The sequence below is a fragment of the Limobrevibacterium gyesilva genome (assembly GCF_025989185.1).
Lineage (GTDB): Bacteria > Pseudomonadota > Alphaproteobacteria > Acetobacterales > Acetobacteraceae > Limobrevibacterium > Limobrevibacterium gyesilva.
In genome coordinates, this window is the sequence record NZ_JAPDNT010000056.1 from 1 (window position 1) to 11428 (window position 11428).

Here is an 11428-nt window from a genome sequence, read left to right on the forward strand (position 1 = left end):
CGCTCATCGTCACTGCCCAGCTGAACGGCGTCGATCCCCGCGCTTGGCTGGCCGACGTCCTGCGCCGTATCGCAGACCACCCCGCGTCGCGTCTGCATGAGTTGCTACCGTGGAACTGGCGATATCTCGACCAAACCAACGCCGCAGCAGCATAACCAACCCGTCTCCGCGGCCATCGTCGGATGGATACGCTGATGTGGAGCCTGCGGGCGCTGATGCCGCGCCGCTCGTCCTGGCGGGTCGCCCAGTTCGACACACTGCGGCTGCGCCTGCTCAAGCTGGCGGCACGGCTTGAGGTGCTGAAGCGCTGCGTACGCCTGCACCTGCCGCGGGCCACACCGGATCAGGCCATCTTCGTCCTGGCGCTGACGCGCATGTCCCATCTGACCATCTGAGCAACGGGGCCGCCGCCCCCGAACCGCCCCGATCCAATCAACCCTAACGCCCAGCCACCACCGCGCCTAACCAAACGCCCCCGCATCGGGCGCGTAAACCGCTGCCCAGCCACAGCGGCTCCGCAAAACCTTCGCCTCATGCATAATCCGGGTTAGCTTCATTCGCCAACTGCCGCCGACGTTGCCAGAACGGCTGATCAGACCAGCGGGGCTGGATGCCATAATAGAAATCTCGTTGCGACAAGTACGCTTGCCAGAGTTGGCGCTGTTGCTCATCGTATCGATGGACGTACGCATTGCGGCTGTCCAATCCCGCCGTGCCCTGCGGACAGTCTGTCAACGCGTAATGGATCATGTGTCCGGCGTGGCTGGCCGTCCTAAGCGCCTTGTCGATACCTTGCGACGACAGCGGATCGTATGCTTGCGCCGCATCGCCCACCGCCATCCAAGCGTCACCGCAGAAGTCCCGTAATCGCTGGCTGTTGGCCGGTGCGCCTCGGATTGTCCCGCAGGGGCGATAGCCCCTAGCTTTGAGCAATGGCGCGATATGCGTCGAGTCGTCCAGCAGCTGATCGAAGCCTTGCCGACACGCAGCCATTCTCGCCGCCGGCAGGTCCTTGTCGGTGTGCAAAACCACCAATCGCTTGGTTTCATTGCCTTCAGTGCTTGGCAAGCGGTTGCTATACCACCAGCCGTGTGGCGCGGCCTCGATCCGGGTATAGCGGTCATCATCGTCGCCGATGCGGGAAAACCATTGTGCATAGGCGAACAACCGGTCGTCGTTGTGGACGGTCTGGACACCGAGCGTCCTGGCCACGACCGCCCGCCGACCGGAACAGTCGACCAGATAGCGTGCGCGATACTGTCGTGTCCGCGTTTCCGAGGTTAGCCTCAGTTGCCAATTGAAAGAACGGTCAGCGATACGTGCGCAGGATTGGAAGCGGACGCCCTTGAGCAAGGTTGCACCGGCTGCAACCGCATTCGACCGCAGGGCCTCATCGAAAGCCAATCGTTCGACGCACAGGCCGAAGCCGGTCAGCGTGAAGAAAAAGTCCGCGACATCCGCCTGCTCGGTCGCCCATAGCGAAACGTTGCCAGCCGTTCTGAAAAGGCCTGGAAGATTCTGTTCTGGACCCTCAGGGTCTCCCAGGAAGTGCTTGACTAGACCGATAGAGGTCGGCGGCAGCGACTCGCCCAGCTTGAAGCTAGTGGATACCCGCTCCTCCACCAACAGCACACGTTGGCCGTACTTGGCCAGCGTGATCGCGGTTGCGGCTCCCGCCGGTCCGGCGCCGACGATAACAACGTCCCATGTTGTATTGGTCCCGTCGTGTCGGGTCGATGGCACGAATTATTTGCCTTTGGCGGGCGGCCGGTTCAGTGCCGGATCACGCTCTTGTTCGACGAACACGGTCTCGCCGTTGTCTTTCAAGAAACCGCCGTCCTCGGTCTTGATTGGGAGCACCATCCCCAGTTTCGACCAAGCATACGCCATCTGGTTGTAACCATCGGTGGACGATAGCGGTTCGCCGTTAGCATCGTATCCGCGGAACCACTCCTTATAGGTTCTCGTCTGGCTCTTTTTATCGTACTCGAAAACGATATCTGGCCGTTGTGTTGGCCACCATGCCACGTTACACGACCAGAAGTCGCCCTGCCACGGGCTCGACATATAGGCAGCGAGCGAGCCAGGCTCGATGTCTTTGTTCACGCGAAACGCCTCGGCGAAATTCTCCCGATAGAGGATCAAGTAGGGGAATTCTATACCCGGGTGAAAGCCACCACCGATGGTCGGTTCGAGCGCCGAGCTGTCGAGTGCATGCGGCTGTTCGGTCAACGGCAATTGCTCCAGGGATACGGGTTTTTGCGGGACACCGACCTCAAAATTTCCGTCTGCCCAGTACTTCAAATGATTCAACTGCCAGTCGGTCAGGCTCAAGAATTGGTCCGGGAGATTGTTGCCCAACTGCTGATTCTGTAGGGGCTTGCCCCCCGAGCCCCACAGCTTGGGCATCTTGAAGTCTTCCTCGGAGCGTTTGAACTCTTCGCTCTTCCAACTGGTTGGCCGCTGCGGAGGGACGGGTAGCAACGAATCGACCAGCCGTCCGTGCTTTCCGGGCGCACGCCGCATCAGATCATAGACCATCTGTCTTATCGGCTTGCTTTTGTCGAGTGGATCGGCCAACGCCGACATGTACTCGGGGCTGAGCAAGTTGCCCGGCTGCCTCGGGCCATGGGCGATGTCCTTTATCTCGGGCGTGACGCCCGCCGCCTCGGCGCTCACCCAACCGTAGTTAACCGCGTTGGCGAAGACCGGATAGACATCGCGGTAGAAATTCGTCTTCTGCCCGGCGTAGGGGTAAGCCTCAGGAAAAGCCTCATAGACGCGATCCAGAATGGACACCACGTGGTACATGTGGGGTGCAAACTTCGGTGGTGCGGTGACGATCCATGCCCCTGCACGCGGATTCCTCGTGCCTTCGTCCGTTACCGATTTCACGTTGTCGCGTGTACTCAAGACAGTGCCGTCCTTGAGCGTGACCGTGACGTCGATTTCGCCACCGCAGGTATCGTCCCACCAGCCTGGAACGTTGAAATAGGCAAATTGGTTCGTCAGTGGGTTTTTACCGTTCTCCGGGCCGTTCGGAGGGGTGATTGTTTCACTCGGGTTCGACAACGCCACCTTGGGTGTCGTGACGCATTCGCCTTTCCCGCGCCCGGGAACGAACAGCAGACGGTCCTTGGAATCGAGGCGAAGCTCCCCCAGTTCGATATCCTTGGCGGCTTTATAAGTGACTTCAACTTCTTTCGAAGGGTCCTTCGGCGTGAAACCCTCGAAACGCAATTCGCCCGGCAACGAACCTTTTTCAATGCCAGTGAAAACATCACCCTTCATGACGACCGGTCCGGCCTGCCCGGAGGCGATCGTATGCACACCGGGATCGATGATTAGCTTATCACGTTCGATCGGCTTCTTCCCGGGCTGGATGGACGGGTTTCGCAACTTGTCCGGGTCAAACAGATACGCACCCTGAAACGCATAATTCGCCGCTTTCATGTTCCTGACATGGACCCGCCAGCGCACGGATTGGACCAGGCCCGAATCCGACGTGAGCTCCGCGACGACCTTGTCGTTGGCATCGTAGGCATACACCCGGTACCGCTGCGCCTGGCGTTTCAATCGCGCCCCGCTGTCGCGGTAGGTTCCACCGTTCGGCCCCGGTCCATCGCTACCGCCCGGATCGACCACGACCCCCGGCGCTTCGGGACCGATGTAAAACTCGTCACTGTCCCCCAAGCGCGCAATGCCGATACCGGGGTGGATGCGAATGCTCTCGATCTTCTCGGACACGGCTCATCCCTTCTACAAATTGCTGTTATTAATTCGGCGCGGAAGGGGCACCTCAGCCACCAATATCCAAGTGTTCTCACACCATAGAAATCGACAATCTGCTGACGGAAGGAGATGCGAAGCCCGGGTTGCTCAGAGAGGACCCAACGATCTTCCAGTCCAGCAAGTCTGCAGAGGCGACCTCGTACCGATTGCCAAAATGTTCGATGTCGGCGTAGGTCAGTCCGTCTGATCGGGTATGAGACCGTACCGAGAAGCCACCGCCGAAGCTCGCCTTGATCGATTTCTCGATGTGCGAATCGGCACCTGTGGCCGGTGCGTTGTTCGCGTTCTCGCCCTTCGCGGCGCTGGCGATGCCCGGCAGCAACAGGACAGAGGCCGCTGCGCACCCCTTGACGAAATATCTACGCTTGATGTCCATGTTATATCTACGTCTGATGTCCATGTTCCATTGCCCCTTTGGTTGCAGCGCCCCTCCTTACACATTATTGTGAAACAGGATTTAGGAAAGCCCGACCTTGCCGGTCATGAACCAGCTGATCGCGAAGGTGTCGAGGGTCCCAAGGATTCGCCAGCTGATGGCTTTGAGGGCCGACCGTGAATGGGTTTCGCTGCCGCTGAACAGGATCGCGCTGGGTCTCTCCAACCGGTCTATCAGTTTGCATCATATCACGGCGGCCGGCTGTCACACGCCTCTCATCGGCGCGATGTCGTGCATATCCTAGAATTGCACGACCTTTTGACAACTCTCTGCGTTGGGTCGCAATGGGGGCAGCTCTGAACAGCAAGGAGCAGCCATGAGCGCGATCCTTCTTGAATTCCAGCGCCGGATTGAACAGCGATGGGCAGCCGGTTCCTTCCCGCGGAAGCGCCGCGTCCCTCACGACCGGGAATTCCACCGCCAAACCTGACGGCTGCCGGCTGGATCGGTGCCGGGGATGGCACCGCCGCGGTCGAACTCGAACCACCCGTCATTCGACGATCACGAGGACTTGCACGATTGTGGCAATGCCGCGGCGATGTTCTGATCTATAGTACCGCACGCTGCGCGCGCCCACGATGTTCTCCGAATGCTCTCATATCGAAGATGAGTTACGCCCGACTGAAGTTCGAGAAACCTGACTCTCCCGGTGACCTGACGCTCCAAGACTCCTGACGCTCCAAGACGATTGCAGGACTATGGAGGCGGCATGTTGTCGACACCTCTCAATCGGGTTCTTCTGCAGACCGATCCGGCGGAGCAGGCCACGTTGACGATGGACGCGCCCGATTTCGCGCCACCACCCGGCAAGCTGCGCGCCCGCCGAGAGATCTGACACAGTTTTCGACCGCGCAAGACCGGCAGGAGGACGCGACCCGCAATCATCCGGTTGCCATGTTCTCAATCGGTGCGCCCAAAGCGGATGCCTTCGACGCGACGTTCGAGATCTCCATGGGGACCTCTCGCCATGAAGCCAGGTTACGCCCATCAGGATCAGGCCTTGATCTGCCACGTCGCGGCGATGCCGGCGGGTAGAGTTGTGCGGCCGGCGTCGATGCGCACCGCTTCCTGCCTTGTAGCCGCAGCGTGCGGCTCGACTGTCGTTGCCACTCTGTTGCTGGTCCTTCCCGGATTCCCCCGCCCGCGCCGCAACGTCGGCCGCGGCAGAGGCGGCGGAGGCGCAGGGGCAGGCGGTGGCGGGCTCACACGGCTGCGTCGGCTGCCACTCTCCTCTCCGGAAAAAGGGCCGGCGCTATCCGGCAACAAGGTCGGGGCGTGGCTTGCCCCCAACATCACGCCCGGTCCGGTGAGCGGCATCGGCGCTTGGTCGCGCGCCGGTGTCGTCGAGTATCTCCGCAACGGGGCGGCGCCCGACCGGGCGCAGGCAGCTGGCCCGATGGCGGCGGCGGTGGAGGCGCTTGCGGCATGGCTCGCGAGCCAGCCGCCGGTCCGCGACCCCGCCGATCAGATCGCCGCTTCGGCGCGCGGCAAGCCGCTGGCGCCGGAACTCGTGCCGCGCGGGATCATGCCCGCGCATCTCAGCGCCGAGCAGGGCGGCGCCGTACTCTACAATACCTCCTGCGCGAGTTGCCACGGCGCCACCGGCGCGGGCGACGGCTACTTCCCCTCGCTTTATCACAACACCACGACCGGCCATCGCGACCCGTCGAACCTGATCGCCGTGCTGCTGAACGGCGTGCAGCGCACGACGGCGGCCACGGGAGTCGTCTTCATGCCCGGCTTCGACGGCTCGGTCGGAATGCCGGGCGGCCTGAGCGATGCGGAGCTCGCCACGCTGGCGAATTTTGTACTGACGCAGTTCGGCGACCCGGCGGCGGCCAAGGTCACTGTGGCGGACATCGCCGCGTCCAGGGCGGGCCAGTGAGCGGGCACAACGCAGCGGAGGGAGTGCGGACCCGATGATTGAAGGGAACAAGTCGGACCAGCTGGAGTCGGTGCTGGGGGTGGTCCCCCGGGGTGCCGTTGCCCTCGCCGGCACGGCCGTCGGGGTGCTCATGCTCGCGTGGCTCCTCATCTATCTTTTCGTGTTCCTCCCGCGTGGTCAGGTGGGCTAGCCGATGGCGAGCTCGCACCAGGAGATCCTGCGCACCGAGCTGCGCTGGGGCGCCGTCATGGGCGTGCTGGTGGCGGGGATACTCGGGCTGATCATCTATGCAGCCCTGGCCCTGCATATCTCTCCGCCCAGCAACGTCGAGCGTATCGACCCCAAGACCCTCCAGCTCTCCGACGAATTCACCGAGCAGAACCTTGGCACTCAGGTGTCGGGCGATGGCCGCGTCACCGCGCGGATCGTGGCGACGCAGTACGCCTTCCTGCCGCCATGCGTCGCCGTGCCGCTGAACCGGCCGATCACGTTGCGATTCGCGAGCCCCGACGTGATCCACGGGCTCCTGATCGCCGGCACCAACGTCAACACCATGGTCGTGCCGGGCTACGTCTCCCAGGTGCACGCGACGTTCACCCAACCGGGCGAGACGCCGATGCCGTGTCACGAATTCTGCGGCCTTGGCCACAGCGCGATGCTGGGTCGGGTACAGGTGCTGCCGGCGGACCAATTCAAGCCCGACGCGCAAGGGAGGGTCGCCTGTGCGAAGCATTGACGACATTGACCGCCGGACGGCTCCCCTGGTTCTCGCGCATCTCTGGCTCGCGGTGGTGGCATTCGCGGCCGCGGCGGTGCTCGGCGGCTGGCAGATGTGGGCGCGCAGCCCGTTGCCGGCGCCCTTCTCGACACCGCACAACTACTTCTTGTCAGTGACGCTGCACGGCACCGTGATGGCTTACGTGCTGCCGACCTTCTTCATTATGGGGTTCGGCTACTTCGTCGCGGTGACCGCTCTGGAACGCCCGTTGCCGGCGCGCTGGGCCGCCTGGATCGGGTTCGGCATGGGCGTCGTCGGCGTCGTGCTCGCGGCGGTGCCTGTCCTGATGGGACGCGCCTCGGTGCTATACACTTTCTATCCGCCGCTCTCGGTCGCCGCCTCCTATTACATCGGCATTATTCTTGTCGTTGTCGGGTCATGGATCTGGAGCGCGCTGATGATTCTCGCCATGACAGCGTGGAAGCGGGAGAACCGCGGCGAGGCCGTGCCGCTGGTGATGTTCGCGACCGTCGCCAACGTCATGCTATGGCTGTGGACGACGGTGGGCATGGGGTGCGAGCTGCTGTTCCAGGTGATCCCGGGCGCGCTCGGCTGGACCGAGACGGTGGACGTCGGCCTGTCCCGCACCTTGTTCAGCTGGACGTTGCACGCGATCGTCTATTTCTGGCTGCTGCCGGCCTACATCGCGTTCTACACGCTGGCGCCGCGCGCCGCCGGTGGGCGGTTGTACAGCGACACGATGGGGCGGATCGCCTTCATCCTGTTCCTCCTCTACAGCCTGCCGGTGGGTATCCACCACCTGTTTATGGACCCCGAGCACGGCACTGGGTTCAAGTTTCTGCAGACGGTGCTCACGTCCCTGGTCACGATCCCGACGCTGATGACCGTTTTCACCATCAGCGCCTCCCTGGAGATCGCCGGCCGGCTGCGCGGGGGACACGGGCCGTTCGGCTGGCTGTGGACCTTGCCTTGGGACCGACCGATGGTCCTGGCCACCGGCTTGTCGTTCGTCATGCTGTGGTTCGGCGGACTCGGCGGCATTGTGAACATGAGCTACGGCATGAATGCCATGATCCATAATACTTCGTGGGTCACGGCGCATTTCCACCTGATCTTCGGTGGTACCACCGTCATCATGTATTTCGCGATAGCCTACGAGATCTGGCCGACGCTAACCGGACGCGCCGTGCAGTCGGCGCGTGCCATGAACATGCAGCTCTGGCTGTGGTTCATCGGCATGATGGTCACTACGCTGCCCTGGCACTGGCTCGGCCTGCAGGGTCAGTGGCGGCGGGTGGCGGAGTTCAACTACGCCGATCCCATCGTCGCCGCGTGGGCGCCGTACGTGATCGTTTCGGTCATCGGCGGGCTGGTGCTGGTCGTCAGCGCGCTGATGTTTGTATGGAACCTCTTCAAGCTGCAACGCGGCGAGGTCTCGGTTGCGGCGCCGATGTCCTACGCGGTAGCCGTCTATCCGCCCGGTCGGGTGCCCGGCATGTTGAACGGATTCACCTCGTGGAACGTCGCGGTGCTGGTGCTGATGCTGGTCGCCTACGGCTACCCGATCGCGCAGTTCTTCATCGAACCGGCGCCTCAGGCGATCGTGCAGCGTATACGATAGGAGCCGCCCGAGATGGCCACAGAACCGCTCGACCTCACGCCCGAGCAGCGCGCCGCCGAGGACCGGACATTTCGTCGCGGCGCTGCGTTGGCAGTGGGTGTCGTTCTTGTCGCAGGCATCGTGCTGGGCTTCGTCGTCCTGCCGGTGGTGCAGGGAGCTTCCGTGGGACTGGATGCGTGGTCAGCGATCTGCCGTGCGATCGGCGTGCAGCCCGGAACCCCGATCGCCCGGCAACCCTCCAGCGAGGCCGCAGCAACTCCGGTGTCCCAGGTATCCTGGGGGCCGGCCACCCTGGGGGCACTGCGGAACGGGAATGTCGCGCGCGGCGCCCAGCTGTCGCGGGTCTGCGACGCCTGCCACGGCGCCCAGGGCCTGTCGAGCGATCCGCAATTCCCTAACATGTCGGGCCAGACCGCCTACGCGATCTACAAGCAGTTGCACGACTTCCGGTCCGGCGCGCGGAAGAACTACCTCATGTCCATCGTCGCGACCTATAGGAGCGATCAGTCTATTGCCGATCTGGCCGTCTACTACGCCAGCCGCCAGGCGCTGCAACACGGCTCCATCGAGGACCCGGTCGCCGCCAATCTGGCCGTGCGCGGCGACCCGGCGCGCAGCATCGCCGCCTGCAATGCCTGCCATCTCGGCAACCCCGGCGCTCCCGTCGAGACGCCGAATCTGATCGGACAGCACAAGGAGTACCTCCTGAACCAGTTGCAGGCCTTCGCGCACGACACCCGCCACAACGACGTCTATGCCCGGATGCGGACAATTTCGACAGCGCTCACCAGTGACGAGATGGAGCGGCTGGCGGCCTATTATGCAGCAACGCCCCGGCCCTGATGCCGGGTGACAAACAAAAGGCCGGCGTCGCCGCCGGCCAGTTTTTCAGGAGGAGTAGCGAAGTTCAGTACGCCCCGATACCGGGACCGCCGAACTTGTAGTTCACGCCGAGGCGAAGGATGTTGTCGGTCACGCGCGAGCTGTAGGTGCTGACAAGGGTGCCTCCGCCAAGCGCGGGAAGCGCGGTCGCCAGGCTGCCGGATACGCTGCCGAGATCGACGTAGAGATATTCGAGCCTGGCGGTCCAGTTTCTGGCGAACATACCTTCCACGCCGGCGCCCACCGAATAGCCGACCTTGGTCTTGTTGGGAGAGAAGCTGTTCAGGGGACCGACCGAGATGTTGGAGGCGACTTCGCCATAGGCCAGACCGCCGGTCGCATAAAACAGCGCGGCCGGCGTGGCCAGCACGCCGACGCGCCCGCGCACCGTTCCGAACCATAAGAGCTTTTCAGTCAGCGAGACCGGAACGGCAGGGCCGGGAATCGGGAGAGCGCCGACGATGGCGGGCGTGCAGACGCCGATTGGACAAATGAAGTTGCGGGTGCCCTTTTCACCGGAGCCCTGAATGTTGGCTTCCAGTCTCCACACACCGTTCTGCACCTGCCAGTTATAACCGAACTGACCGCCGCCCACGACGCCGGTCAAATTGGAACGATCGGCCGTGCTGAAGAAAACGGTGCCGGCGCTGTTGGTCGGTTCTGTCAGATCTCGCGCCAAAGGGCTGGTCTGGCAGTGAAGGGCCCACTCCCGTAGGATTTCCGCCAATTTAGGCTGATTGGGCGTTCGGATGGATTGTGCTTGCTGTGGCTCGGCGGCGGTGACGGAGCGCCCGGACGTCACCGCCCGCGGCTATCGCCGCTTCCGGTGTCGGGATTGTGGTAAGCAGTTCAACAAGCGCAGCAACGGGGTGCTGAACCGGACCTGCCTGCCGAGCGACATCATCGCCTTCGTGGTGTTCTGTCGTCTGCGCTATCGGCTGACGCTGCGGGATCTGAGCGAGAGTCTCCTGCTGCGCGGCTTCACGGTCAGCCACGAAGCCGTCCGGACATGGGAAGCGAAGCTGCTGCCCGTCATGGGAGACGCGCTGCGTTGGCGGCGTCACGGCATGCGGCGCCGATCCGGCCGGAGCTGGCATGTCGACGAGACGTACCTGAAGGTCCAGGGCCGTTGGTGTTATCTGTATCGCGCGATCGATCGTGACGGAAACCTCGTCGACACGATGCTCAGCGACACCCGCGACATGACGGCGGCCAGGGCGTTCTTCCGTTCGGCGACGGCGACCAGGGGCTTTACGCCGGACCGGGTGACGACGGACGGGCACGGCTCCTATCCAAGGGCTATCCGCTCGACGCTCGGCCGGGAGGTCTGGCACCGGACCAGCGCCTATTTGAACAACCGGCTGGCACAGGACCATCGCGGCATCAAGGGCCGCATCCGATGTATGCGCGGCTTCAAGAACCATGACGCGGCGGATCGCTTCTGTCGAGAGCATGATGAACTCCGCGATTTCCTTCGTCACCGTTCCCGTCGCAATCAACACGTTCCAGCGCCCCGACGCCGTAGGCGCTTTCTCCGCAATACCCGCATCGCGCTCGTCATTCTGCAAACCGCATGAGCTATACAGCCGCCATTCAGGATGTCCCGTGGAAATGGCGTGAGAACCGACAGAACCACTCGAAGCCTTGACCCCAAGATTAAAAGTTTCAGGTGGACAAGACATCGCGTTGCACACACAATCTCGTGCTCGCGCTTCGCGTGGCGGAGGACTGCAAGCGTTGACGCAAATACCGAATAGCTGCCGTCATTCCCATCAGGGCCAGATGGCAACGGTCGAATGATGGGAACGTCGGTAGCGTGTCCCCGCAACCAACGACAGTTGACTCCCCAGAACATCCGTTCTGGGGAGTTTCTCGTTCTGAGTTCCGCTGCCACGACGGCCGCCACCGCTGGGTTCCGCCGACGTCGCCAGTTTCAGAATCATCGCCAGCTCACCGTGCAGTTCGGCCGCCAAGCCGTCCGGGGCCGTGGGGTCTGGCGTCAGGGCGACGCGCTCGATCAACGACCGCAGCGCCTCGGCCGCCTCGTCGCGGATCTCCGGCGCGTTGAGCGAT

13 protein-coding genes and 2 pseudogenes are annotated in these 11428 nt (G+C 63.0%); 9 read left to right on the forward strand and 6 right to left on the reverse strand.

The annotated features are described in order from the left end of the window. The coding region (locus OL599_RS25120) for a transposase domain-containing protein (RefSeq protein WP_264716812.1) at nucleotides 1–155 on the forward strand (155 nt) is incomplete at its 5' end. Nucleotides 156–191: 36 nt separating this feature from the next. Continuing rightward, nucleotides 192–395, forward strand: a pseudogene (locus tag OL599_RS25125) (transposase); the annotation flags it as partial. A gap of 136 nt (nucleotides 396–531) precedes the next feature. Here OL599_RS25125 and OL599_RS25130 read toward each other — a convergent pair. The 4 genes from OL599_RS25130 to OL599_RS26250 form a co-directional block, all read right to left on the reverse strand. Further along, nucleotides 532–1743, reverse strand: coding sequence for an NAD(P)/FAD-dependent oxidoreductase (locus OL599_RS25130; RefSeq protein ID WP_264716795.1), 1212 nt, complete (start codon nucleotides 1741–1743; stop codon nucleotides 532–534). Nucleotides 1744–1746: 3 nt separating this feature from the next. Beyond that, nucleotides 1747–3747 carry a LodA/GoxA family CTQ-dependent oxidase gene (locus OL599_RS26120; protein ID WP_264716796.1) on the reverse strand — a complete coding sequence of 667 codons (2001 nt, stop codon included), beginning with the start codon at nucleotides 3745–3747 and terminating at the stop codon, nucleotides 1747–1749. Between the two features lie 76 nt (nucleotides 3748–3823). Next, nucleotides 3824–4168 (reverse strand): hypothetical protein, encoded by a 345-nt coding sequence (locus OL599_RS25140; RefSeq protein WP_264716797.1) that lies wholly within the window; start codon nucleotides 4166–4168, stop codon nucleotides 3824–3826. Nucleotides 4169–4249: 81 nt separating this feature from the next. After that, the gene (locus OL599_RS26250; protein ID WP_408886998.1) at nucleotides 4250–4393 is read right to left on the reverse strand and encodes a DUF2061 domain-containing protein; all 144 of its coding nucleotides are present in this window, start codon (nucleotides 4391–4393) and stop codon (nucleotides 4250–4252) included. A gap of 544 nt (nucleotides 4394–4937) precedes the next feature. On the opposite strand from OL599_RS26250, the gene OL599_RS25150 reads away from it, so the two are divergent. The 6 genes from OL599_RS25150 to OL599_RS25175 all read left to right on the forward strand — a co-directional run bounded on the left by OL599_RS25150 (nucleotide 4938) and on the right by OL599_RS25175 (nucleotide 9316). Beyond that, nucleotides 4938–5063: a hypothetical protein gene (locus tag OL599_RS25150; RefSeq protein WP_264716799.1), complete on the forward strand. Its 126-nt coding sequence runs from the start codon at nucleotides 4938–4940 to the stop codon at nucleotides 5061–5063. A 471-nt stretch (nucleotides 5064–5534) separates the two neighbouring features. Beyond that, complete coding sequence (locus OL599_RS26125) at nucleotides 5535–6113, forward strand: c-type cytochrome (protein ID WP_264716800.1); 579 nt, start codon at nucleotides 5535–5537, stop codon at nucleotides 6111–6113. Between the two features lie 34 nt (nucleotides 6114–6147). Beyond that, complete coding sequence (locus tag OL599_RS25160; protein WP_264716801.1) at nucleotides 6148–6303, forward strand: hypothetical protein; 156 nt, start codon at nucleotides 6148–6150, stop codon at nucleotides 6301–6303. A 3-nt stretch (nucleotides 6304–6306) separates the two neighbouring features. Further along, nucleotides 6307–6849: a cupredoxin domain-containing protein gene (locus OL599_RS25165; protein WP_264716803.1), complete on the forward strand. Its 543-nt coding sequence runs from the start codon at nucleotides 6307–6309 to the stop codon at nucleotides 6847–6849. Beyond that, nucleotides 6836–8473, forward strand: coding sequence for a cbb3-type cytochrome c oxidase subunit I (locus tag OL599_RS25170; RefSeq protein ID WP_264716805.1), 1638 nt, complete (start codon nucleotides 6836–6838; stop codon nucleotides 8471–8473). Before OL599_RS25165 ends, OL599_RS25170 begins: the two co-directional genes overlap by 14 nt. Before the next feature lie 12 nt (nucleotides 8474–8485). Continuing rightward, nucleotides 8486–9316, forward strand: coding sequence for a c-type cytochrome (locus OL599_RS25175; RefSeq protein ID WP_264716807.1), 831 nt, complete (start codon nucleotides 8486–8488; stop codon nucleotides 9314–9316). A gap of 64 nt (nucleotides 9317–9380) precedes the next feature. Here the strand turns inward: OL599_RS25175 and OL599_RS25180 are convergent, their stop codons facing one another. Continuing rightward, nucleotides 9381–10082 (reverse strand): outer membrane protein, encoded by a 702-nt coding sequence (locus tag OL599_RS25180; RefSeq protein ID WP_264716809.1) that lies wholly within the window; start codon nucleotides 10080–10082, stop codon nucleotides 9381–9383. Nucleotides 10083–10104: 22 nt separating this feature from the next. Between OL599_RS25180 and OL599_RS25185 the strand changes: the two genes are divergently transcribed. Next, complete coding sequence (locus OL599_RS25185; protein WP_283949944.1) at nucleotides 10105–10932, forward strand: IS6 family transposase; 828 nt, start codon at nucleotides 10105–10107, stop codon at nucleotides 10930–10932. Nucleotides 10933–11127: 195 nt separating this feature from the next. Here the strand turns inward: OL599_RS25185 and OL599_RS25190 are convergent. After that, a pseudogene (locus OL599_RS25190) lies at nucleotides 11128–11428 on the reverse strand (hypothetical protein); the annotation flags it as partial.

Excerpts from the sequence above, each read along its gene's own strand:
- OL599_RS25165 (WP_264716803.1), top strand. The coding sequence starts at position 6,307 with ATGGCGAGCTCGCACCAGGAGATCCTGCGCACCGAGCTGCGCTGGGGC.
- OL599_RS25150 (WP_264716799.1), top strand. The coding sequence starts at position 4,938 with ATGTTGTCGACACCTCTCAATCGGGTTCTTCTGCAGACCGATCCGGCG.
- OL599_RS25185 (WP_283949944.1), top strand. The coding sequence starts at position 10,105 with ATGGATTGTGCTTGCTGTGGCTCGGCGGCGGTGACGGAGCGCCCGGAC.
- OL599_RS25160 (WP_264716801.1), top strand. The coding sequence starts at position 6,148 with ATGATTGAAGGGAACAAGTCGGACCAGCTGGAGTCGGTGCTGGGGGTG.
- OL599_RS25140 (WP_264716797.1), bottom strand. The coding sequence starts at position 4,168 with ATGGACATCAAGCGTAGATATTTCGTCAAGGGGTGCGCAGCGGCCTCT.
- OL599_RS25175 (WP_264716807.1), top strand. The coding sequence starts at position 8,486 with ATGGCCACAGAACCGCTCGACCTCACGCCCGAGCAGCGCGCCGCCGAG.